The sequence below is a fragment of the Ruegeria sp. CI8 genome, from assembly GCF_056536865.1.
The window spans coordinates 351,520-373,220 of the sequence record NZ_JBQFQL010000001.1 but is presented as its reverse complement, the minus strand read 5'-3'; the positions used below and the strand labels follow the sequence as shown (position 1 = coordinate 373,220).

Genomic DNA, 21,701 nt, shown 5'->3' with positions numbered 1-21,701 from the left:
TCTTACTCCACCACCTTGGGAACCGCGAAAAAGCCCTCACGCGCGTCGGGGGCGTTGGACAGGATCTTGTCCTGCATGTTCCCGTCGGTCACCACGTCCTCGCGCCGCTTCAGCCGCATCGGCGTCACCGAGACCATCGGCTCGACCCCTTCGACGTCAACTTCGTTCAGCTGTTCGATGAACCCCAGGATCGTGTTGAATTCCGAGGCCAGCGCGGGCAACGCGTCATCCTCGACCTTGATCCGGGCCAGTTTGGCCACCTTGGCGGCGGTGCTTTGGTCAATCGACATGGGAAACCTCATATGCGTTACAGGGGCATTTACCCGTCTGATGCAGCAGTCGCAAGACCACTGAGCCACAGCGATTTGTCCAAAGTCCTCGCGGTTGCCGCCAAGCCAAACAATTTTGAATACCCGCTATGCAAAAAAGTGAACGGATTAGTTCACTTTGACGATTGAAGCCGGCGCAAAAAGTTACTTTATGTACTGAACGAAACAGTTCAGTCCGGAGAATAATCATGAAACGCATGTTGATTGCTGTGTCCGTTGTTCTGACAACTGCTGCCGCGCCGGCCCTCGCGCTGGGGGTTCCCATGGGCGACCTGACACCGACGCTGACCTTCCCCGATCAGCCCCCCTCAGATCAGGTGAGCCAGGAGAAATCCCCGCTCCGCAACTAACCCTACCGCTTCCCTGTTGGATCGGGCCGGTTCTCCCCCCTTTTTCCGTCCCGATCCTGCACCTGCCCTCGTGGCGCCGCCGGCCCTGAATGGGTCGGCGCTTTTTTGTTGAAGCACGGTGCCCTATCGTTCATTCACTCAAGAGTGTCAGGTCAGCTTGACCGAATGTCCCGAGGTGCCGTTGCCAAAGCAGGAGATGCCATGACAGAGCGCAAGCAGAAGGTTCTGGATGCAATTGATACGGCCAATTCGGCCGATCTCACCGAGGAAGACGGTCGCCCCGCCGCGCTGCTTTATGGCGAACGGATGAGCGCCGAGTTGGATCGACTGTTCCCCGACGCCTCCGAGCCGTTGCAGATCGCCGCGCGCGGCCAGCATGTCGAGCGTTGGAAGCTGGCCCGCTCGGCATACCCTGATGGGCGCGCGGGTTATCTGGCGTGGCGCAAAGCCCAGGCCGAGCATCACGCGCAGGTCGTGGCCGAGCTGATGTCCGAGGCCGGGTACGATCAGGCCGAGATCGACGCCGCCCGCCGCATGCTGCGCAAACAGGGCATCAAGCGCGACGACGACGTTCAGGCGCTGGAGGACGTGATCTGCTTTGTCTTTCTGAAGTGGTATTTTGCGCCGTTCGCCGCGAAACACTCGGACGAAAAGATCCAGCGCATCGTCGAAAAAACCGCCCGCAAGATGTCGGCCGAGGCGCGCCGACGCGTGCTGGACGAGTTCGACCTGCCCGAAGACCTGGCCCGCGCTTTCAAGGATTGACGCGTCATGACCGATGACATGCAGCTATTGATCGACCTGCACCTGCCCAACGACCGACAAGGCCCCGGCAGCGACGCGGCAACGGAATTGGCGCTGAAACTTTCGGGCGTGCAAGCCGATCCCGGATTGAAGATCGCCGATATTGGCTGCGGCACCGGAGCCGCGGCCTTCTGCCTTTCACGCCATCTGGGCGCATCGGTGACGGCAGTGGATTTCTTGCCGGAGTTTCTGATCGAGCTGAAGAGACGCGCGCAGGACTTTGGTCACGCGGCTCGGATTCAGACGCTTGAGGCGTCGATGGAGGACCTGCCCTTCGACGATGCCAGCCTTGACGTGATCTGGTCGGAAGGCGCGATCTACAACATTGGGTTCGAAAACGGCCTGCTCGCCTGGCGTCGGTTCCTGAAACCCGGCGGTGTCCTGGCTGTGTCCGAGCTGACCTGGCTGACCGATCAACGCCCCGAGCCGCTAACGCGGCACTGGGATGCCGCCTATCCCGAAGTTGCGACCGCCGGACAGAAGATACGCCAGATTGAGACCGCCGGTTATGAACCTGTCGGCTATTTCCCGCTGGGCACCGACTGCTGGATGGAGAACTACTACCTCCCCCTTCAACGCAGCTTCCCTGCCTTCCTCGACCGGCATGGCCATTCCGAGCAGGCCAAGGCGCTTGTCGATTCCGAACAGGCCGAGATCGCCTTGTATGAAACCTATTCCGACTTTGTCAGCTATGGGTTTTATCTGGCGCGGCGTCTGCCGGACTGACCGCATCCGTCATGGCCCGGCGATAAACCTCGATCATCCAGCCCAGCATGGTGGCGTTCAGGATGTGCCACATGAAATGCGTTCCCATCGGGATGCGGGCGCAAAGCGGGGCATCGAGCGCGCGAAAAGTGATCGACGCAATCAGGATCACAGCCCCGAGCGCCAGACCCCGGGCCACTTGCGGCCTGCGCGCGCGTAAAAGATACGCATAGATCAGGATCAGCAACGGCACCGGAGCATATGCGGCCGACCCACCCAGCCCGGGAAGCAGTTGAAACACCGGAATGGTCAGCGCCGCATAGGGGATGAACAAGGCCGTCAGCCCCGCCGCCTTCGGCGTGGATAGCTGCCAGATGTCCCGGTTCACCGCGAAGATATAGACCAGGATGAACAGCAAGATCGGCGTCGTGTCCGCCAGCGCGGCCCAGACCTGCGCATGGGTATGAAACAGAAAGCTGCCAATACCGATCACCGCCAGAATGGCGACCAGCAGGTTGGCTAAGGGCAGACCCTGCCCCCGCACCCGCCGCCACATCACCCATGCCGCCAGCAGAAAGGCCGCGTTGGTCACGGCGTTTACGGGTTCGGCCCAATAGGCTGGCGACAGGCGCTCGCAATAGCCGTCGATTTCTCGCATCCAGTCCATGGATTTTTACATAGCCGATGCTAGGCTGACCCTAAACCGGTTTCAGGAGGGTCTTTCATGAAAATCATCTGGTTGGGGCATGGCAGCTTCCGAATTCACGCGGCGGGGCAAGTCCTGCTGATGGACCCCTGGCTAAGCGGGAACCCGATGCTGCCCGAGGATCAGCACGAGGCCGCCGTGCAAGGTGCCACGCATATCCTGCTGACCCACGCACATTTCGACCACGTCGCCGACGTTCTGCCGCTGGCCAAACGCCTGAATATTCCCGTGGTTGGCCAATACGACGTCATGGCCCATTGGGCCGAGGCCGAAGGGGTCGAGACCATCGGCTTCAACAAGGGCGGCCGGGTCGACCTGAACGGGATCAAGGTCGACATGGTGCCGGCCTCGCACAGCTCGACCTTCGCCACACCCGATGGCCCGCGCGCCGGCGGGTCCGAGGTGGGGTTCATCCTGTCGGCCGATGGTCACACGGTCTATGTCTCGGGCGACACGACGATCATGGCCGACATGGAGTGGATCGGCGACTATTACAAACCCGATATCGGCATCCTGTCGGCGGGCGGTTATTTCACGATGGACATGAAAGCCGCCGCCTATGCCTCCCGGCGGTATTTCGACTTCAAGACGGTGATCCCCTGCCACTATCGGACTTTCCCGATCCTGGAACAATCCGCCAAGGACTTGGCGGACGGGCTACCGGGCGTAACCGTCATCGAGCCCGAGGTCCTGCAGGAGATCGAGCTTTGACACCCGCGCTGGCCTTCTCGGCGGAAGAATACGCGGCGCGGCTGGCCAAGACCCGTTCCGCGATGGCCCAGCGGGGTGTCGAGACCCTGCTGGTTGCCGACCCGTCGAACATGGCCTGGCTGACGGGCTATGACGGCTGGAGCTTCTACGTCCCGCAAATGGTGATCGTCCCGCGCGACGGCGTGCCCCTGTGGTGGGGCCGGACGCAGGACAAGCCCGGCGCGGCGCAGACCACCTGGCTGGATCCCGCCGACCTGTTCGACTGGCCCGAAGAACATGTGCAGCACCCAGACCATCACCCGGTCGAGTCGCTGGCATCGCTGCTGCGCGCGCGCGGCTGGACGACCCATCTGGGTGTCGAGATGGACAATTATTACTACTCGGCCGCCAGCCACCGGATCCTTGAGACCGCGTTCGGCCGGGATGCGCTGATCGACTCGACCGGGTTGGTGAACTGGCAGCGCGCGGTCAAAAGCGAGGCCGAGATCGCCTTGATGCGCAAGGCCGGGCAGTTGACCGCGCATATGCACGCGGTGCTGCGCGACGGGTTCCGCGCCGGGCTTCCCAAGAACGTGCTCGTGGCCGAGGTTCAGGCGGCGGGCATCGCGGGGCTTCCGGGGCTTGCGGGCGACTATCCCGCGATCGCGCCCATCGCGCCCTCGGGGGCCGAGGCCTCGGCCTCGCACATCACCTGGAACGACCGTCCGCTGACACCGGGCGAGGCGACCTATTTCGAAATCTCGGGCTGCCACCGCCGCTATCACTGCCCGGCCAGCCGCAGCCTGTTTCTGGGCGACCCGCCCGCCGATATCCGGCGCGCGGAAACCGCGATCCTCACCGCGATCGAGGACACGCTGGCTGCCGCCCGCCCCGGCGCCACCTGCGAAGAGGTTGCCGCCTGCGTCTATGACAGCTTTGCCCGGGCCGGCTATGTCAAAGGCAATCGCACGGGCTATCCGGTGGGCCTGAGCTATCCGCCCGATTGGGGCGAGCGCACCATGAGCCTGCGCCCCGGCGACAGCACCGTTATGCAGTGCAACATGACCTTTCACCTGATGCCGGGTCTGTGGACCCCGGATTGGGGGCTGGCCATCACCGAAACCTTCGTGGTCACGCCGACGGGCGGACAACCCTTGGCGGACATACCCCGCGAACTGGTCGTGAAACCGGCCTGAGCGCGCCTCAGCCCTTGGCCCCGCCACCACCACGCTGCGCGGCGAAGAAATCGCGCAGCAACCGGGCGCAGTCCTCGGCCGCGATGCCGTCATAGACGTCCGGCCTGTGGTGGGCCTGAGGGTGCGAGAACACCCGCGCCCCATGCGCCACGCCGCCCGATTTCGGATCGGCGGCCCCATAGTAGATCCGCCGGATCCGCGCCGCCGCCAGCGCCGCGGCGCACATGGCGCAGGGCTCCAGCGTGACATACAGGTCATGCCCCGTCAGCCGTTCGGACCCGACGGCCCGGCAGGCGGCGCGCAGGGCCATGATCTCGGCATGTGCGGTCGGGTCGTGCAGCTCGCGCGTACGGTTGCCGTCTGCCGCGATGATCCGCCCATCGGGCGCCACGATCACCGCGCCCACCGGAACCTCGCCCCGATCACCCGCCGCGCGCGCCTGTTCCAGCGCCTTGTCCATATGCGTTCTGAAGACCATGCCCCTGACTGCCCCAGAAACCCACCTTTCGCAAGCCGCGCCGATGCGCTATGCGCAGAGCATGAGCAACACCCCTCCTCCCGGCGACCGGATCGCCAAAGTGCTGGCCCGCGCCGGCATCGCCTCGCGCCGCGAGGCCGAACGCATGATCGAAGCGGGCCGCGTGACCGTGAACGGCAAGACCATCGACAGCCCGGCGCTGAACGTCACGCCCAGCGACATGATCACCGTCGACGGCAAGCCCGTGGCCGAGCCCGAACCCGCGCGTCTTTGGCTGTATCACAAGCCAACCGGCCTTGTGACCACGAACCGCGACGAAAAGGGCCGCCCCACGATCTTCGACAACCTGCCCGAGGACATGCCCCGCGTCATGAGCGTCGGCCGACTGGACCTGAATTCCGAGGGCCTGCTGCTGCTGACCAATGACGGGGGCATCAAGCGCAAGCTTGAATTGCCCTCGACCGGCTGGCTGCGCAAATACCGGGTGCGGATCAACGGCCGCCCCAAGGACGAGGATTTCGCCCCCCTGCGCCAAGGTCTTGTGATCGAAGGCGAAAAGTTCCAGCCCATGACCGTGACGCTGGACCGCCAGCAAGGCGCGAATGCATGGCTGACGATCGGACTGCGTGAGGGCAAGAACCGGGAAATCCGCCGCGCGATCGAAGACATCGGCTTTACCGTGAACCGGCTGTTGCGCGTGTCCTACGGGCCGTTCCAGCTGGGCAATCTCAAACCCGGCGAGGTCGAGGAAATCCGCCGCCGCGTTCTGCGCGATCAACTGGGTCTGGAACCCGAAACCCCACCGGCTGCTGCGAAACGCCCAAGCCGCCCTCAAAGATCCCGCAGGCCGGGCGGCAAGAAATCACGCAATTGACGCCGGCAAGCGAACCTTCCCCCTAGCGCCAAGCCCCTTGATCCACTAGATTTTCAAGGGACCGCCGCAGATGGAGGACACCATGTCCGGGACCGGAGTGCAAAAAATGGCCTACGCGGCCCTGCTGGTGCTGTTGTTCGGCGTCTGCACCGGTTGGCTTGGGGGGCTCTGACGCCATGGCCCAGCGATACGGCGGAAAGTTCAGCCCCGACGGCCAGTCCGACACCGACGCGCCCGCCCCGCGCGGGCAATACGATGGTGCCCGAGTGAACCCGGTCGGCGCCCGCGCCAATGTGATGTTCGTTCCGGCGATCCCGCTGGTCTTTTTGTCGCTCAACGACGGCGCGATCGGGATGACACTTGGATTGGTCGCCGCCGGCCTTCTGACCGCCGCGGCCTTTCTGCTGCGGGAAGGGCTGAAAGCCGAGGATGCCTACAACGCACGCCGCACCGCGCGCCGCCCAGCCTTTCCCCGCAAGATCTTTTCGTCGGTGCTGACCGGGCTGGGGGTGGGTCTGGCCGCTTATCGCAACGACTATCTGGATGCCGAGGCCGCCAGCCAGGTCAGCCTGCTGGCGCCGGTCTTGTTCGGCGGCGTGGCCACGGCCCTGCATTCCGTCGCCTTCGGGCTCGACCCGATGAAAAACAAAGGCATGGAAGGTGTGGACACCTATCAACAGGACCGGGTCGCCCGCGTCGTCGAAGATGCCGAGGCGCATCTGAACCAAATGACGGATGCCATCAAGCGGGCCGGCGACCGCAGGATCGAAGCCCGGGTCGAGCGGTTTCAGACCACCGCTCGCGATCTGTTCCGCACGGTCGAGGAGGACCCGCGCGATCTGGCCGGTGCCCGCAAATACCTGACCGTCTATCTGCAGGGCGCCCGCGATGCGACGATCAAGTTTGCCGATGTCTATGCGCGCACCCGCGACCCTCAGGCTCTGTCCGATTACTCGGCGCTGCTGGACGACCTCGAGCAGAATTTTTCGGCCCGCACCCGAAAGATGCTATTGGATGACCGCAGTGATCTGACGGTCGAAATCGACGTGCTGCGCGAAAGGCTGCAGCGCGAAGGCGTCCGGCTCGACTGACCGGCCAAACCAAGAACAGGGAAGCTTCTCATGTCTGACGAAATCAAGAAAAAGGCGGCCGAGGCCGAAATGCTGGTTCAGGAAGTTGCAGCCGTCTCATTGCCCGAGCCGAGTTCCGAGATCGTGCCATTGGAAGAAGCGGACGAACCGGTGGGTGCCGAAATCCGCAAGCGCATGTCTGAAATCGACATGGGCGACACCAACTCGATCGTTGCTTTTGGCTCGGCGGCGCAAGCCGAGCTGCAGGAAATCAGCCAGGCCATGCTGGCCGACGTGCGCAACAAGGATGTCGGCCCCGCCGGCGACAGCCTTCGCGACATCGTCACCACGATCCGCGGCTTTTCGGTGTCTGAACTGGACGTGCGCCGCGAGCGCAGCTGGTGGGAGAAACTGCTGGGCCGCGCCGCGCCTTTCGCCAAGTTCACTGCGCGCTACGAAGAGGTTCAGGATCAGATCGACCGGATCACCGACAACCTTCTGTCGCACGAGCACACGCTGCTGAAGGACATCAAGTCGCTGGACCTGCTGTATGAAAAGACGCTGGATTTCTATGATGAACTGGCGTTGTACATCGCCGCTGGTGAAGAGAAGCTGACCGAACTTGACAGCCATGACATCCCCGAGAAAGAGGCCGAGGTGAAGGCGGCCCCGGAAGATCAGCAGGTGATGAAGGCGCAGGAACTGCGCGACCTGCGGGCCGCCCGCGACGATCTGGAACGGCGTGTGCATGACCTGAAGCTGACGCGGCAGGTGACGATGCAATCGCTGCCCTCGATCCGGCTGGTTCAGGAAAACGACAAGTCGCTGGTGACCAAGATCAACTCGACGCTGGTGAACACCGTGCCGCTTTGGGAAACCCAGCTGGCACAGGCGGTCACCATCCAGCGCAGCGCCGAGGCCGCAGCCGCCGTGCGCGATGCCAATGATCTGACGAACGAGTTGCTGACCTCGAACGCCGCGAATCTGCGCCAGTCGAACAAGATGATCCGCGAGGAAATGGAGCGCGGCGTATTCGACATCGAAGCCGTCAAGAAGGCCAACGAGGATCTGATCGGCACGATCAATGAAAGCCTCGCCATCGCTGACGAAGGCAAGGCGAAACGGGCCGCCGCGGAAGAAGAGCTGAAGAAGATGGAAGCCGAGCTGCGGGACACCTTGGCTTCGGCCAAGGCCCGTAAAGACGGGCTGGGCGACACGGCCGGAACCGCCGTTCCGGGCTGAGGAGAGATCGCAGGTGCGGCTTCGGAGATTTCTAGGGCGCGGGTTGGGGGCAGCTGCATTGCTGATCTTGGCCAATTGCGATGACGCGCTCGAGTCCTCGATTGCCCCGCAGGCGCGCCCGTCCCAGCCGCAGTTGGCCAATGCTTATGTCGAACCTTCGGCCGCAAGCCGGGATCTGGCGCGATATTATCAGCGCGTCGAGCGCGACCTGTTGACCCGTGGTCTGATGCGTACAGACGGTGGCGGGCCGGACACCCCGTTTGATGCGGATGATTTGGCGCGGAATTTCGAAGCCATCGCGTTCTACAGCGAGTATCCCGGCGCCGCCGTATCCGGCAGCAGCCAACGTACCATCGGAAGGCTAAGCCGCTGGTCTGGCCCGGTCCGGATACAGGCAGAGTTCGGGCCATCTGTATCGCCAGACCAACGTGCGGCCGACAAGGAACAGATCCGGGCCTATTCCGAACGCATGTCGTCCTTGACTGGCCACCCGATCTCGACCGTAACCAGAAACGCGAACTTCCATGTGTTCGTCTCCGGCGATGACGATACGGAATTCGTGCAAACGCGACTGCGCCAGTTGTTTCCCAATATCGGACAGGCTCAGTTGAACCTGTTTCAAGATTTACCGCGCTCGTTCTATTGCTTCGTCTTTGCCTCGGCGTCCAACGGGGCACCGAACACCTACACTGGTGCGGTTGCGTTGGTGCGGGCCGAGCACCCTGACTTGATGCGGCTGAGCTGCATCCATGAGGAAATCGCCCAGGGGCTGGGCCTGCCCAATGACAGCCCACGGGCGCGGCCGTCGATCTTCAATGATGACGACGAATTCGCCCTGCTGACCAGCCATGACGAAAAGCTGCTGACGATGTTGTATGATCCGCGCCTGAAACCCGGCATGACCGCGCAAGAGGCCGCGCCGGTGGTGCGGATCATCGCCCGTGAATTGATGGGGCAGTCGCTCTGACCCCGATGACAGGAGAACCCAGATGGGAATTTTCGATTTTCTGACCGGAGAATTCATTGATGTCATTCATTGGGTGGACGACACCCGCGACACGATGGTCTGGCGGTTCGAGCGCGAAGGCCACGAGATCAAGTATGGCGCCAAGCTGACCGTGCGCGAGGGCCAGGCGGCCGTATTCGTGCACGAAGGCCAGCTGGCCGACGTGTTCACGCCCGGCCTCTACATGCTTGAGACCAACAACATGCCGATCATGACGACGCTGCAGCACTGGGATCACGGGTTCCAGTCGCCGTTCAAGTCCGAGATCTACTTCGTCAACACGACCCGGTTCAACGACCTGAAATGGGGCACCAAGAACCCGATCATGCTGCGCGACCCGGAATTCGGCCCGACCCGGATCCGCGCCTATGGCACCTACACGATTCGTGTCAAGGACCCGGCCCGTTTCCTGGTCGAGATCGTCGGCACCGATGGCGAGTTCACCATGGACGAGATCAGCTTTCAGATCCGCAACATCATCGTGCAGGAATTCAGCCGGGTCATCGCAGGCTCGGGCATTCCGGTTCTGGACATGGCCGCCAACACCGCCGATCTGGGCAAGCTGATCGCGGCGGAGGTCTCGCCTGTGCTGGATGGCTACGGGCTGGAAATGCCGGAATTCTACATCGAGAACATTTCGCTGCCACCGGCGGTCGAGGCGGCGCTGGACAAGCGTACTTCGATGGGGCTGGCGGGGGATCTGGGCAAATTCACCCAGTATTCCGCGGCCGAGGCGATGACGGCGGCCGCCAGCAACCCGAACGGAGGCGGTGGCATGGGTGCTGGCCTTGGTATGGGAATGGGCATGGCGATGGCGAACCAGATGTCGAACATGGCAGCGGGTCAGCCGTCTGGCCCGTGGGGCGCGCCCGCGCCCGCTGCCCCGCAACCATCAGCGCATGCGGCCCCGCCGCCCCCGCCGCCAGTCGAGCATGTCTGGCATATCGCGGTGGATGGCCAGACGAGCGGTCCGTTCTCGAAGGCCAAGATGGGCCGCATGGCCAGCGAGGGAGAAATTACGCGGGACACTTTCGTGTGGACGCCCGGTCAGGACGGCTGGAAGAAAGCGGGCGAGGTGCAGGAACTCGCGCAGCTGTTCACGATCCTGCCGCCTCCGCCGCCCGGGGCGTGAGGCATCGGCATGCCCGCATCGCGGAAACGCTCGAAGACAGGCGGGCGCAAAGCGCCGCAGCCGCCACAATTCATCTGCCCGTGCTGCGGATGTGTCACCCTGGCCGAGCGCGGGGCCTACCTGATCTGCGCGATCTGCTTTTGGGAGGACGAGGACATTCTGTACGAAAAGAACCCCCGCGAGCCCTCTGCCGCCAACCACGGCCTGACACTGGCCGAGGCGCGCGAGAATTTCAGGGTGATCGGGGCCTGCGAGGCGGCGATGCTGCCGCATGTCCTGCCCGAGGAGCAGCGCGCAGCCTATCTTCACTTTCCCCTCGACAACTGACCACCCATGACACAGCCTCCTGCCCCACCACCCGGTTCTGCGGAACATCGTTTTCCATGTGACAATTGCGGCGCGGACTATCGGTTCGACCCGCAATCCGGCACGCTGACCTGTGACCATTGCGGCCATTCCGAACCGATAGGGGCTGGCCCTTGGGGCGGTGCCAGCCTGCGCGAACTGGACTTTGACACCGCCATCGCCGACCGCCTGCCCGACAGCGAGATCGAAGAGACGCGGGTTCTGACCTGCCCCAACTGCGCGGCCCAGGTCGAGTTCGACCCCAACACCCACGCCGCGGAATGCCCGTTCTGCGCCACCCCGGTCGTGACCGATACCGGCGTGAACCGGCACATCAAGCCGCGCGGCGTTCTGCCCTTTGCGCTGGACGAACGCGCCGCGCACAAGGCCATGAGCGACTGGCTGGGGCGGCTGTGGTTCGCGCCGAACGGACTCAAGGACTATGCCCGCAAAGGCCGCAGGATGCAGGGCATCTATGTGCCCTACTGGACGTTCGACGCCGACACGAAATCGGCCTATCGCGGCGAACGGGGCGTGGTCTATTACGAAACCCGGACGGTGATGCGTGACGGCAAGCGGGTTCAGCAGCAGGTGCCCAAGGTGCGCTGGACACCGAAATCCGGCCGGGTGGCCCGGTTCTTCGACGACGTGCTGGTGCTGGCCTCGCAATCGCTACCCAAGTCATACACCGACGCGCTGCAACCCTGGGACCTGCCCGCGCTCGAGCCCTATCAGCCCGAGTATCTGGCCGGATTCCGGGCCGAGGCCTATACGGTCGATCTGCAGCAAGGTTATCAGGAAGCCCGCGGCCACATGGCCCGCGTGATCGAGCGCGACGTCCGCTTTGACATCGGCGGTGATCGGCAGCGCATTCATACGATCGAAACCGACATCCGCGACGTGACCTTCAAGCACATCCTGCTACCGGTCTGGATGGCCGCGTACAAGTATCGCGGCCAGACCTATCGCTTTGTCGTCAACGGTCGCACCGGTCAGGTGCAGGGCGAACGGCCCTGGTCGGCGATCAAGATCACGATTGCGGTGGTCCTGGGCCTGCTGGCGGCAGCCGGCATCGGGTATCTGGTGGCGACCGGACAGCAATGACCGCTGGGTTCCGTCGCCGAAAACTCTGCCGCGGAACCCCTTGAACATCCCCGGCTTCTCACCCATCCTGCCGCCGGCTGCCCCGGAGGAGAGGACGACGTGACCCTGGCCGATCTGAACACGCTTCTGACCGCGCGCCATTCCTGCCGCGCCTTCCGGCCCGATCCAGTGCCGCGGGGTGACATCGAACAGATTCTGACCAGCGCCGCCCGGGTGCCCAGCTGGTGCAACGCGCAGCCCTGGCAGGTGGTCGTGACCAGCGGAGCGGAAACGGATGCGTTCCGCAGCGCTTTGCGGGCCGAAGCCGAGACCGGCCAGGCGCAGCCCGACCTGCCCTTTCCGACCGGCTATTCCGGCGTCTATCAGGATCGGCGCCGCGCGTGCGGATGGGCCCTGTACGAGGCAGTCGGCGTTGAGAAAGGTGACCGCGCCGGATCGGCCCGGCAGATGATGGAAAACTTCAACCTGTTCGGTGCCCCGCATTGCGCCATCCTGTCCAGCCCGGCGGAACTCGGTCCCTATGGCGCGATGGATTGCGGCGGGTTTGTCACGGCTTTCACCTTGGCGGCACAGGCCTTGGGCATCGCCACGATCCCGCAGGCGGCGGTGGCCGCCTATGGGCCGTTCCTGCACCGCTATTTCAACATCCCCGATGACCGGCTGATCCTGTGCGCGATTTCCTTCGGCTATCCGGACACCGATCATTCGGCCAACCAATTCCGGACCGAGCGCGCCACGCTGGACGAATTCGTCACCTGGCGCGGGGCTTCGGCCGAGTAAGCGAACTTTGAGAAAAACATCGACATGCGCGCATTGATACAAAGGGTGTCCGAGGCATCGGTCTCGGTCGAGGGGGAAGTTATCGGCCAGTGCGGGCCGGGGCTGTTGATTCTGGTCTGCGCCATGCAGGACGACGACGAGACCCGGGCCGAGCAACTGGCGGCCAAGGTTGCCAAGCTGCGGATCTTCAAGGATGACGCGGGCAAGATGAACCGGTCGGTGCTGGATATCGGCGGCTCGGCCCTTGTGGTCAGCCAGTTCACCTTGGCCGCCGACACGTCGCGCGGCAACCGGCCGGGATTTGCGGCGGCGGCCGATCCCGCAACCGGCGAACGCCTGTACGAACACTTTGCCCGCGCGCTGGCCGCGCTTGGCGTTCCGACCGAAACCGGGTCTTTCGGTGCGGATATGGCGGTGTCCCTGGTCAATGACGGCCCGGTTACGATCTGGATGGACATGTGATGACGATGCAGGATCAGGCGGTCGCGATCTGGAAGGCGGGCGTTGCCGCCGTTGACGGCTATGGTGCGGTCAAGGCGGCACTGCCCGATGTTCCCCGCCCCGATCAGATTCTGGCGGTGGGCAAGGCCGCGGCGGCGATGATGAATGCGGCGCAGGATCATTTCGGCAGAACACCGGGCCTTGTGGTCACGAAAGACGGCCATGCCGAAGGGCTGCCGTCACATCTGCAGGACATCGAAGCCTCTCACCCCGTGCCCGATGCCCGCAGCCTGAAGGGCGGCCAGGCCCTGCGCGCGGCTGTTCAGGCCATGGAGCCTGGCACGCATCTGTTGCTGCTGGTCTCGGGCGGTGCGTCTTCGCTGGCCGAGGATCTTGTGCCGGGGGCCACCCTCGAAGATCTGGCGCGGCTGAACGCGCAGTTGCTGTCCGAAGGGCTGGACATCACCGCCATGAATGCCCGCCGGCGCGAGATGTCGCGGATCAAGGGCGGCGGTCTGCTGGCCGGTTTCGGCGGAGCACGCGCGACGGTCCTGGCCATCTCGGACGTGCCGGGGGACGACATCGGCGTCATCGGATCGGGCATCGGCGCCTTGCCCGAAGCCCCGCAATTCGAAGCGAATGTCCAGATCATTGCCTCGAACGCCCATGCGCGCCGCGCCGCAGCCGACGCGGCACGTGCCGCCGGTCTGAACGTTTTGGCCGAGAAAGAGGCCCTGCACGACGACTATCTGTCCGTCGCCGCAGATATCGGCGCGCGGCTGCGTCAGATGCCGCCGGGCGCGATGATCTTTGGCGGAGAGCCGACCGTTGTCCTGCCCGAAAACCCGGGCCGAGGCGGACGCAACCAGGCGCTGGCGCTGGCGCTGGCGCGCGAGATTCAGGGATGCGAGGGGCTGTGCGTCGTGGTCGGCGGAACCGACGGCACCGACGGGCCGACCAATGCGGCCGGCGGAGTCGTGACCGGCGCGACATGGGCCGATAGGGCGGACCAAGCCTTGCGCGAGGCCGATGCGGGGTCGTTCCTTGAGCGGTCTGGTGCCCTGCTGGTGACCGGCCCCACGGGAACCAATGTCATGGATCTGCTTGTCGCAACGAAGGAATGAATTGACGCTTTTCCTCGCACACCATCCGCCGATGCGCCTGAGACTAGGCACATGACTCAGGCGAAGAACTCACTGGCCGAGATCGAAGAGGTTCCGGATCAGGGCATCATTCTGTCGGATGGCTGCCGCCTGTCGGCGCGGATCTGGCGACCTGTCGATGCAGCGCAGCACCCGGTGCCCGCCATTCTGGAATACCTGCCTTATCGCAAGCGCGACGGCACGACGGCGCGCGATGCCCTGACCCATCCCTGGTTTGCCAAACGGGGTTACGCCTGCATCCGCGTCGACATGCGTGGCAATGGTGACAGCCAGGGACTGATGGAGGATGAATACACCCAGCGGGAACTGGATGACGCCGTCGAGGTGATCGAATGGCTGGCCCGACAGCCCTGGTGCTGCGGCGCGGTCGGGATGATGGGGATCAGCTGGGGCGGCTTCAACGCGCTGCAGGTGGCGGCGCTGCAACCCGCGCCGTTGAAGGCCATTATCACCCTGTGTTCGACCGCCGACCGTTATGCCGATGACATCCACTACAAGGGCGGCTGCCTGCTGAACGAGAATCTGGGCTGGGGAGCGACCATGTGGTCCTACTCGTCCCGCCCGCCCGACCCGGCGCTGCGTGACGACTGGCGCGAGATGTGGCTGCAGCGGTTGCAGGCCGAACCGTTCCTGCCCTCGGTCTGGCTGCGGCACCAGACCCGCGATGCCTATTGGCGGCATGGGTCTGTTTGCGAAGAGCCCGGCGCGATCCGGGCCGCGACGCTGGCGGTGGGCGGCTGGGGCGATGCCTACAAGAACACGGTGCCTTGGCTGGTCGAGAACCTGACTGCGCCCGTCAAGGGCATCGTCGGCCCATGGGTGCACAAATATCCGCATTTTGCCGTCCCCGAACCACGCATCGGCTTCCTGCAAGAGGCGTTGAGCTGGTGGGACCGGTGGCTGAAGGGCGTGGAGACCGGCGTCGAACAGGACCCGGCCTATCGCGCCTATCTGATGGATGGCGTGCGCCCGGCGCGCTGGTATGCCGAGCGCCCCGGCCATTGGATCACCGAGGATACTCGCGCGACGTCCCACTTGCCGACCGTCTCGCTTCCCCTTTCCGACACTGGGCTGGGTGTGGACGGGCCGCTGGATGCCCGGGTGCGCTCACCCCATCACTGCGGCATGGATGGCGGCGAGTATTGCGCCATCTGGCTGGGTCCGGACATGCCTGGCGACCAGCGGGCCGATGACGCACTGTCCGCCTGTTTTGACACGACCCCTCTGACCGCAGATCTGGACATTGTCGGTGCCCCGCGCCTGCGCTTGAAGGTGAGTGTCGACAAACCACAAGCCCAGATTGCCGTTCGGCTGAACCATATTCACCCCGACGGAGCTGCGACTCGGATTACCTATGGTGTATTGAACCTGACCCATAGGGAGGGACATTCGTCCCCCAAAACGTTGGTACCCGGACAGGTTTACGACATCGAGGTTGTGCTGGACCACATCGCCTACCGGGTTCCAAAGGGCGACCGCCTGCGCGTTGCCGTCTCAAGCGCCTATTGGCCGCTGATCTGGCCTTCGCCGGAAACAGCGGAGCTCCACCTGACAGGCGGCACGATCACGATCCCCCAGCGCGACAGGTCGGATCGGGATGAATGGCAATTTGCCCCGCCCGATGCGGACTCTCCTTGGCATGTGACCCAATTGCGAGAGGCGACCCATGCGCGGCGCGTTGAAACAGACATGACGACCGGCGTCATCGATCTGGTCATCGAAGATGACTTCGGCCTGGTCGAGGACGCGGATCATGGTCTGGTCAGCGGCGGAACCGCTTTTGAACGGTGGTCGATCCATCCGGACGATCCGCTGAGTGCGCGCGGCCTCTGCGAATGGGTGCAAGAGACCCGGCGCGACGGCATCCAACTGCGAACCGAGGCCAATTGCGAGATGTGGTCGGACCGATCCAACTTTCATCTGCGCGCGACGCTTGATGCCTTTGAAAACGATGTGAAGATTTTTTCCAAAACCGTGGAGGACACCATACCTCGTGATCAGATGTGATTTTGCTGGTGGCAAGTCCCCGAGATTTGACCTTGCCCGCCGCGACGAAATGCGCCAACGTTGACTCATGCGTCAATAAAAAGCCCGTAAAACGGGCACACAAAACACTCAACTGGGAGATATCCGAATGAACGAACAACTCACTCACATGGCCAGCCAGGTGACCGCCGGGAAGCTGACCCGACGTGAATTCATGGGGAAGGCAGCCGCACTGGGTGTATCGGCTGCCATGGCCAGCACCGTCTTCGCCGACGCGGCCCGCGCAGCCGGCGCCAAGAAAGGTGGCGATCTGAAACTGGGCCTGCAGGGCGGTGAATCCACAAACTCGCTGGACCCGGCCACCTATGCCAGCTCGGTTCCATTCCAGAACGGCAAGCAGTTCGGTGACCAACTGGTCGAAGTCGCCCCCGACGGCACGATCGAGCCGCGCCTTGCCGAAAGCGTTGAAGGCAGCGCCGATGCCAAGGTTTGGACGTTCAAACTGCGTCAAGGGGTCGAGTTCCACAACGGCAAGACCATGACCAGCGAAGACGTGCTGAAAACGATGCAGCGCCACTCGAACGAAGATTCGAAGTCGGGCGCGCTGGGGATCATGAAGGGCATCGAGTCGATGAAGGCCGATGGCGAGTATTTTCAGGTCACCCTGAACGAGCCGAACGCCGATCTGCCTTACCTGATGGCCGACTACCACCTGATCATCCAGCCGGACGGCGGAATGGATAACCCGGGCGCCGGTATCGGCACCGGTCCGTACAAGCTGGAAGCGGACGAACCCGGTGTGCGCCACCTGTTCTCCAAATTCGAGAACCACTGGAACCCGGATTTCGGCAACTTTGACAGCGTCGAAGTGGTGGTCATCAACGATGCCACGGCCCGGACGGCTGCGCTGCAGTCGGGTCAGGTCCACGCGATCAACCGGGTTGAGCCCAAGGTTGCCGACCTCTTGGGTCGTGCGCCCAACCTGACCGTACATTCCACGGCAGGACGCGGCCACTACGTGTTCATCATGCATTGTGACACGGCGCCGTTTGACAGCAACGAGCTGCGGACCGCTCTGAAATACGCGATCAACCGCGAAGAGCTGGTCGAGAAGGTACTGCGCGGCTATGGCTCGGTCGGGAATGACATGCCGATCAACGCAGCATACCCGCTGTTCGATGAAACGATCCCGCAGCGTGAGTTCAGCGTCGAAAAAGCCGCCGAACATTACAAGAAGTCCGGTCATGACGGATCGCCCATCATTCTGCGTGTGGCCGACGGAGCCTTCCCTGGCGCCGTGGATGCCGCAGCCCTGTTCCAGCAGACCGCCCAGCAGGCCGGCATCCCGCTTGAGATCAAGCGCGAGCCGAATGATGGCTACTGGTCCGAAGTCTGGAACGTACAGCCGTTCTGCGCGTCCTACTGGGGTGGCCGTCCGGTGCAGGACCAGATGTACGCAACGGCCTACCTGTCCACCGCCGACTGGAACGACACCCGGTTCAAGGTCAAAGAGTTCGACGACCTGCTGTTTGCCGCGCGTGCCGAGCTGGATCCGGCAAAGCGCAAGGCAATCTACAGCCAGATGGGCATGATGGTCCGTGACCAGGGCGGCCTGATCTGCCCGATGTTCAACGACTTTGTCGAAGGCATCAGCAACCAGCTGGATGGCTGGGAGACTGATCCGACCCAAGAGATGATGAACGGCAACATGTCCCGCAAGATGTGGTTCGTCTAACTCGGATCGACAGGTATGCATCCTATCATCAAACTGGTTTCCCAGCGCCTGGCGCTGGGATTCCTCTTGCTGTTTGGCGCTTCGGCCCTGATTTTCGGGTTGACCGAGGCCCTACCCGGAGACGCCGCGCAAGCCGTCCTGGGGCAGTCCGCCACCCCTGAATCCCTTGCCAACCTCCGTGAGGAGATGGGGCTGAACCGTCCCGCCTTGACCCGGTATTTCGAATGGCTTGGCGGAATTGTCCAAGGTGACATGGGCACGTCCCTGACCAACAAGCTGGACATCGCCGAGTCGGTCAGCAACCGATTGGGCAATACGTTGTTTCTTGCCTTTTGGGCAGCCATCGTCTCGGTGCCCCTTGCAATTTTTCTTGGCCTCGTCGCGGTACGCTACCGCAACCGCTGGCCCGACAAGCTGATCTCGGCCGTCACCCTGACGACAATCTCGATCCCGGAATTCCTGATCGGCTATGTCCTTGTCTATTTCATCGCGGTCAAGCTGGGCATGTTCTCGCCGCTGGCGATGATCAATGACAGCATGTCCTTTTGGCAAAAGCTGAACTCGATCGCGCTGCCCGTGATCGTGCTGACCATGGTGGTTCTGGCGCATATGATGCGCATGACCCGCGCCGCGATTTTGAACGTGATGCAGTCGGCCTATGTCGAAACGGCCGAACTGAAGGGCCTGAGCAACTTCAAGGTCATCTGGCGCCATGCCTTCCCGAACGCCATCGCCCCCATCGTGAACGTGGTGATGCTGAACCTGGCCTATCTGGTCGTGGGCGTCGTCGTGGTCGAGGTGGTGTTCGTCTATCCCGGCATGGGACAGTACCTTGTGGATCACGTGACCAAACGCGACGTGCCGGTGGTTCTGGCCTGCGGGGTCATCTTTGCCGCAATCTACATCGGGCTGAACATGGTGGCCGACATCGTCGCAATCCTGGCCAACCCAAGGCTGAGGCACCCGAAATGAAGAACATCCCAATCTCTGCAATGATCGGGCTGGCCTTCACCGCCCTGTATTTCATCATCGCCGTCTTTGCGCCCTTCCTGGCGCCCTACGGCATGGCCGAGGTGGTAGGCGACGTGTGGGAGCCATCGAGCTCGCAATTCTGGCTGGGCACCGACAATATCGGCCGCGATCTTCTCAGCCGCATGATTTATGGCGGGCGAACCACGATCTTCATCGCCACCGCCGCCACCATCCTCAGCTTCGTCACCGGTTCGATCCTGGGCTTTCTGGCCGCCGTACTGGGGGGCTGGGCTGATCAGGTGATGTCACGGACCGTGGACCTGATCATGTCGATCCCGTCGCTAATCACCGCGCTGGTGGTTCTGGCGATGGTGCCGGTCACCATCCCGGTTCTGATCGTGGTCATGGGCCTGTTGGACGCCACCCGCGTCTATCGCCTGGCCCGAGCCGTGGCTGTTGACATCGAGGTCATGGACTATGTCGAGGCTGCCAAGCTGCGCGGCGAGGGTCGCGGCTGGATCATCTTCCGCGAGATCCTGCCCAACGCGCTGTCACCGCTGGTGGCCGAACTGGGCTTGCGCTTCATCTTCATGGTGCTGTTCGTCTCGACCCTGTCGTTTCTGGGCCTGGGCGTTCAACCTCCGCTGGCCGATTGGGGCGGCATCGTGAAGGAAAACAAAGACGGCATCGTCTATGGCATCGGCGCGGCGCTGTACCCGGCGGTGGCCATCGCCACGCTGGCCATCTCGGTCAACCTGGTGGCCGACTGGATCCTGAACCGCACCACATCGCTGAAAGGAGGCCGGGGATGAGCGATACCCTTCTCAAGGTCCGCGACCTCAAGATCGGCGCAACCGTCTACCCGCCGGGCGAAAAACCCCGCGACATCGAAATCGTGCACGGGGTCAGCTTTGACCTCGAGCGCGGCAAGGTGCTGGGGCTGATCGGGGAATCCGGTGCGGGGAAGTCCACCATCGGGCTGGCCTCGATGGCCTATGGCCGGGGCGGCGTGAAGATCACCGGTGGAGAGGTCTGGGTGAACGGACGCGACATCCTCAAGACGTCGCTGTCGGATATCCGCAAACTGCGTGGCGGCGAGGTAACCTATGTGTCGCAATCGGCGGCGGCATCCTTCAATCCCGCCAAGAAGATCATGGACCAGGTGGTCGAAGCCGCGGTCGAGCAGAAGAAGTTCAGCCGCAAAGAGGCCGAGGCGCGTGCGCGTGAGCTGTTCGCCAAGCTGGGCCTTCCCGACCCGGACAACATCGGCAACCGCTATCCGCACCAGGTCTCGGGCGGGCAGTTGCAGCGTTGCATGACGGCGCTGGCGTTGTGTCCCGAGCCGGATCTGGTGGTGTTCGACGAACCCACGACCGCGCTCGACGTGACCACCCAGATCGACGTCCTGATGGCGATCAAGGAAGCAATCCGCGACACCGGCGTGGCCGCGCTGTACATCACCCACGATCTGGCGGTCGTGGCGCAGGTCAGCGATGACATCATGGTGCTGCGCATGGGCGACACGGTCGAATACGGCACCACCGACCAGATCATCAACAACCCACAAGAAGAGTACACGCAGGCGCTGGTCTCGGTCCGTTCGATCGAACACGAGGAAAAACAGCCCACGCCCGAACCCGTGCTGCAGGTCGATGGCATCACGGCCCGTTACAAGGGGCTGAATTTCGACGTGCTGCACAACGTCAATGTCGAGGTACATCCGGGCCAGACGCTGGCGGTCGTGGGGGAATCGGGGTCGGGCAAGTCCACACTGGCCCGGGTGATCACCGGCCTGCTGCCCCCGCGCGACGGCGAGATCACCTTTGCCGGGCGCAAGCTCAGCCCCGATCTGGCCGGACGCTCGCGCGAGGACCTGCGGGAGTTGCAGATGATCTACCAGATGGCCGATGTTGCGATGAACCCACGCCAGACGGTGGGCACGATCATCGGCCGCCCGCTCGAGTTCTACTTCAACATGCGCGGCGCCGAGAAGCGCAAGCGCATCATCGAACTGTTGGACGAGATCGAACTGGGCGAAGGGTTCATCGACCGGTATCCTGCCGAGCTGTCCGGCGGTCAGAAGCAGCGTGTGTGCATTGCCCGCGCTCTTGCGGCCAAGCCCAAGATGATCATCTGTGACGAGGTCACCTCGGCGCTGGATCCTCTGGTGGCGGACGGCATCCTCAAGCTGTTGCTGGACCTGCAGAAGATCGAGGACGTGGCCTATCTGTTCATCACCCATGACCTAGCGACGGTGCGCGCGATCAGCGACAGCATCGCCGTGATGTATCAGGGACGCGTGGTTCGCTATGGGCCCAAATCGCAGGTACTGAGCCCACCGTTCGACGACTATACCGATCTGCTGCTCAGCTCGGTGCCGGAAATGCATCTGGGCTGGCTGGAAGAGGTCGTGGCCCACCGCAAGATGGAGAGCGCCGGCAACTGAGCCGCTGGCTGTGCACGCCGACAAAACACTCTGAAATCCCGACACTTTGTTTCTATCGAAGTGTCGGGATTTTCTCATTCCGGGCGGGAACAGGCAGCCTTGGCTGACCGAATCTCCTAGGGTGGGCCAAACAAGTGATCCAACACG

At 63.3% G+C, this 21,701-nt stretch carries 23 protein-coding genes; 20 read left to right on the top strand and 3 right to left on the bottom strand.

Annotation, left to right across the window (positions count from 1 at the left end; translation table 11 throughout):
* Window positions 1-2: 2 nt before the first annotated feature.
* Window positions 3-290 carry an Asp-tRNA(Asn)/Glu-tRNA(Gln) amidotransferase subunit GatC gene (gene gatC / locus ACR0DA_RS01820; RefSeq protein ID WP_005981734.1) on the bottom strand — a complete coding sequence of 96 codons (288 nt, stop codon included), beginning with the start codon at window positions 288-290 and terminating at the stop codon, window positions 3-5.
* A 227-nt stretch (window positions 291-517) separates the two neighbouring features.
* Between gatC and ACR0DA_RS01815 the strand changes: the two genes are divergently transcribed.
* The 3 genes from ACR0DA_RS01815 (at window position 518) to ACR0DA_RS01805 (ending at window position 2,209) form a co-directional block, all read left to right on the top strand.
* The gene (locus ACR0DA_RS01815) at window positions 518-679 is read left to right on the top strand and encodes a hypothetical protein (RefSeq protein ID WP_170508889.1); all 162 of its coding nucleotides are present in this window, start codon (window positions 518-520) and stop codon (window positions 677-679) included.
* Window positions 680-880: 201 nt separating this feature from the next.
* Entirely contained in the window at window positions 881-1,444 is a 564-nt protein-coding gene (locus ACR0DA_RS01810) for a DUF4202 domain-containing protein (RefSeq protein ID WP_170508891.1), read from the top strand.
* Between the two features lie 6 nt (window positions 1,445-1,450).
* Window positions 1,451-2,209 (top strand): class I SAM-dependent methyltransferase, encoded by a 759-nt coding sequence (locus tag ACR0DA_RS01805; protein WP_480752763.1) that lies wholly within the window; start codon window positions 1,451-1,453, stop codon window positions 2,207-2,209.
* On the opposite strand, the gene ACR0DA_RS01800 is transcribed toward ACR0DA_RS01805, so the two are convergent.
* Window positions 2,169-2,855 (bottom strand): ceramidase domain-containing protein, encoded by a 687-nt coding sequence (locus tag ACR0DA_RS01800; protein ID WP_480752761.1) that lies wholly within the window; start codon window positions 2,853-2,855, stop codon window positions 2,169-2,171. The two genes, ACR0DA_RS01805 and ACR0DA_RS01800, sit on opposite strands and share 41 nt — an antisense overlap.
* A gap of 57 nt (window positions 2,856-2,912) precedes the next feature.
* Here ACR0DA_RS01800 and ACR0DA_RS01795 point away from each other — a divergent pair, with 57 nt between their 5' ends.
* Complete coding sequence (locus ACR0DA_RS01795) at window positions 2,913-3,605, top strand: metal-dependent hydrolase (RefSeq protein ID WP_170436600.1); 693 nt, start codon at window positions 2,913-2,915, stop codon at window positions 3,603-3,605.
* A complete protein-coding gene (locus tag ACR0DA_RS01790; protein ID WP_480752760.1) occupies window positions 3,602-4,780 on the top strand; it encodes a M24 family metallopeptidase in 1,179 nt (392 codons plus the stop codon). The genes ACR0DA_RS01795 and ACR0DA_RS01790 overlap by 4 nt, the downstream gene beginning before the upstream one ends.
* A gap of 7 nt (window positions 4,781-4,787) precedes the next feature.
* Here ACR0DA_RS01790 and ACR0DA_RS01785 read toward each other — a convergent pair whose 3' ends face one another.
* Window positions 4,788-5,258, bottom strand: coding sequence for a nucleoside deaminase (locus ACR0DA_RS01785; protein WP_480752758.1), 471 nt, complete (start codon window positions 5,256-5,258; stop codon window positions 4,788-4,790).
* Here ACR0DA_RS01785 and ACR0DA_RS01780 point away from each other — a divergent pair.
* The 15 genes from ACR0DA_RS01780 to ACR0DA_RS01710 all read left to right on the top strand — a co-directional run bounded on the left by ACR0DA_RS01780 (window position 5,257) and on the right by ACR0DA_RS01710 (window position 21,554).
* Window positions 5,257-6,132, top strand: coding sequence for a pseudouridine synthase (locus ACR0DA_RS01780; protein WP_480752757.1), 876 nt, complete (start codon window positions 5,257-5,259; stop codon window positions 6,130-6,132). The genes ACR0DA_RS01785 and ACR0DA_RS01780 overlap by 2 nt on opposite strands.
* 176 nt (window positions 6,133-6,308) lie before the next feature.
* Entirely contained in the window at window positions 6,309-7,223 is a 915-nt protein-coding gene (locus tag ACR0DA_RS01775; RefSeq protein WP_480752756.1) for a 5-bromo-4-chloroindolyl phosphate hydrolysis family protein, read from the top strand.
* A 30-nt stretch (window positions 7,224-7,253) separates the two neighbouring features.
* Window positions 7,254-8,444 carry a toxic anion resistance protein gene (locus ACR0DA_RS01770; RefSeq protein WP_480752754.1) on the top strand — a complete coding sequence of 397 codons (1,191 nt, stop codon included), beginning with the start codon at window positions 7,254-7,256 and terminating at the stop codon, window positions 8,442-8,444.
* A gap of 13 nt (window positions 8,445-8,457) precedes the next feature.
* Complete coding sequence (locus ACR0DA_RS01765; RefSeq protein WP_480752753.1) at window positions 8,458-9,411, top strand: DUF2927 domain-containing protein; 954 nt, start codon at window positions 8,458-8,460, stop codon at window positions 9,409-9,411.
* Window positions 9,412-9,433: 22 nt separating this feature from the next.
* Window positions 9,434-10,582, top strand: a complete 1,149-nt coding sequence (locus ACR0DA_RS01760) for an SPFH domain-containing protein (protein ID WP_170357198.1) — start codon at window positions 9,434-9,436, stop codon at window positions 10,580-10,582.
* A gap of 9 nt (window positions 10,583-10,591) precedes the next feature.
* On the top strand, window positions 10,592-10,909 hold the full coding sequence (locus tag ACR0DA_RS01755) for a CPCC family cysteine-rich protein (RefSeq protein WP_480752752.1): 318 nt from the start codon (window positions 10,592-10,594) through the stop codon (window positions 10,907-10,909).
* A gap of 6 nt (window positions 10,910-10,915) precedes the next feature.
* Entirely contained in the window at window positions 10,916-12,031 is a 1,116-nt protein-coding gene (locus ACR0DA_RS01750) for a TFIIB-type zinc ribbon-containing protein (protein WP_170598655.1), read from the top strand.
* A gap of 99 nt (window positions 12,032-12,130) precedes the next feature.
* Complete coding sequence (locus ACR0DA_RS01745; RefSeq protein WP_170598657.1) at window positions 12,131-12,811, top strand: nitroreductase; 681 nt, start codon at window positions 12,131-12,133, stop codon at window positions 12,809-12,811.
* 24 nt (window positions 12,812-12,835) lie between these two features.
* A complete protein-coding gene (gene dtd, locus ACR0DA_RS01740; protein ID WP_170598659.1) occupies window positions 12,836-13,273 on the top strand; it encodes a D-aminoacyl-tRNA deacylase in 438 nt (145 codons plus the stop codon).
* A complete protein-coding gene (locus ACR0DA_RS01735) occupies window positions 13,273-14,376 on the top strand; it encodes a DUF4147 domain-containing protein (RefSeq protein ID WP_480752750.1) in 1,104 nt (367 codons plus the stop codon). The genes dtd and ACR0DA_RS01735 overlap by 1 nt, the downstream gene beginning before the upstream one ends.
* Before the next feature lie 51 nt (window positions 14,377-14,427).
* Window positions 14,428-16,422 (top strand): CocE/NonD family hydrolase, encoded by a 1,995-nt coding sequence (locus tag ACR0DA_RS01730; protein WP_480752748.1) that lies wholly within the window; start codon window positions 14,428-14,430, stop codon window positions 16,420-16,422.
* A gap of 127 nt (window positions 16,423-16,549) precedes the next feature.
* The gene (locus ACR0DA_RS01725) at window positions 16,550-18,136 is read left to right on the top strand and encodes an ABC transporter substrate-binding protein (protein WP_170340108.1); all 1,587 of its coding nucleotides are present in this window, start codon (window positions 16,550-16,552) and stop codon (window positions 18,134-18,136) included.
* A 15-nt stretch (window positions 18,137-18,151) separates the two neighbouring features.
* Entirely contained in the window at window positions 18,152-19,108 is a 957-nt protein-coding gene (locus ACR0DA_RS01720; protein ID WP_170340107.1) for an ABC transporter permease, read from the top strand.
* Entirely contained in the window at window positions 19,105-19,920 is an 816-nt protein-coding gene (locus tag ACR0DA_RS01715) for an ABC transporter permease (RefSeq protein WP_170340106.1), read from the top strand. The genes ACR0DA_RS01720 and ACR0DA_RS01715 overlap by 4 nt, the downstream gene beginning before the upstream one ends.
* Entirely contained in the window at window positions 19,917-21,554 is a 1,638-nt protein-coding gene (locus ACR0DA_RS01710) for an ABC transporter ATP-binding protein (protein ID WP_170444737.1), read from the top strand. Before ACR0DA_RS01715 ends, ACR0DA_RS01710 begins: the two co-directional genes overlap by 4 nt.
* Window positions 21,555-21,701: the final 147 nt, after the last annotated feature.

Bases quoted from the DNA above. Each gene is read 5' to 3' on its own strand.
- ACR0DA_RS01715 (WP_170340106.1), top strand. From the start codon at position 19,105: ATGAAGAACATCCCAATCTCTGCAATGATCGGGCTGGCCTTCACCGCC.
- ACR0DA_RS01710 (WP_170444737.1), top strand. From the start codon at position 19,917: ATGAGCGATACCCTTCTCAAGGTCCGCGACCTCAAGATCGGCGCAACC.
- ACR0DA_RS01750 (WP_170598655.1), top strand. From the start codon at position 10,916: ATGACACAGCCTCCTGCCCCACCACCCGGTTCTGCGGAACATCGTTTT.
- ACR0DA_RS01755 (WP_480752752.1), top strand. From the start codon at position 10,592: ATGCCCGCATCGCGGAAACGCTCGAAGACAGGCGGGCGCAAAGCGCCG.
- ACR0DA_RS01720 (WP_170340107.1), top strand. From the start codon at position 18,152: ATGCATCCTATCATCAAACTGGTTTCCCAGCGCCTGGCGCTGGGATTC.
- ACR0DA_RS01795 (WP_170436600.1), top strand. From the start codon at position 2,913: ATGAAAATCATCTGGTTGGGGCATGGCAGCTTCCGAATTCACGCGGCG.
- gatC (WP_005981734.1), bottom strand. From the start codon at position 290: ATGTCGATTGACCAAAGCACCGCCGCCAAGGTGGCCAAACTGGCCCGG.
- dtd (WP_170598659.1), top strand. From the start codon at position 12,836: ATGCGCGCATTGATACAAAGGGTGTCCGAGGCATCGGTCTCGGTCGAG.
- ACR0DA_RS01780 (WP_480752757.1), top strand. From the start codon at position 5,257: ATGCCCCTGACTGCCCCAGAAACCCACCTTTCGCAAGCCGCGCCGATG.
- ACR0DA_RS01815 (WP_170508889.1), top strand. From the start codon at position 518: ATGAAACGCATGTTGATTGCTGTGTCCGTTGTTCTGACAACTGCTGCC.
- ACR0DA_RS01770 (WP_480752754.1), top strand. From the start codon at position 7,254: ATGTCTGACGAAATCAAGAAAAAGGCGGCCGAGGCCGAAATGCTGGTT.
- ACR0DA_RS01730 (WP_480752748.1), top strand. From the start codon at position 14,428: ATGACTCAGGCGAAGAACTCACTGGCCGAGATCGAAGAGGTTCCGGAT.
- ACR0DA_RS01760 (WP_170357198.1), top strand. From the start codon at position 9,434: ATGGGAATTTTCGATTTTCTGACCGGAGAATTCATTGATGTCATTCAT.
- ACR0DA_RS01785 (WP_480752758.1), bottom strand. From the start codon at position 5,258: ATGGTCTTCAGAACGCATATGGACAAGGCGCTGGAACAGGCGCGCGCG.
- ACR0DA_RS01810 (WP_170508891.1), top strand. From the start codon at position 881: ATGACAGAGCGCAAGCAGAAGGTTCTGGATGCAATTGATACGGCCAAT.
- ACR0DA_RS01775 (WP_480752756.1), top strand. From the start codon at position 6,309: ATGGCCCAGCGATACGGCGGAAAGTTCAGCCCCGACGGCCAGTCCGAC.
- ACR0DA_RS01725 (WP_170340108.1), top strand. From the start codon at position 16,550: ATGAACGAACAACTCACTCACATGGCCAGCCAGGTGACCGCCGGGAAG.
- ACR0DA_RS01800 (WP_480752761.1), bottom strand. From the start codon at position 2,855: ATGGACTGGATGCGAGAAATCGACGGCTATTGCGAGCGCCTGTCGCCA.
- ACR0DA_RS01735 (WP_480752750.1), top strand. From the start codon at position 13,273: ATGACGATGCAGGATCAGGCGGTCGCGATCTGGAAGGCGGGCGTTGCC.
- ACR0DA_RS01805 (WP_480752763.1), top strand. From the start codon at position 1,451: ATGACCGATGACATGCAGCTATTGATCGACCTGCACCTGCCCAACGAC.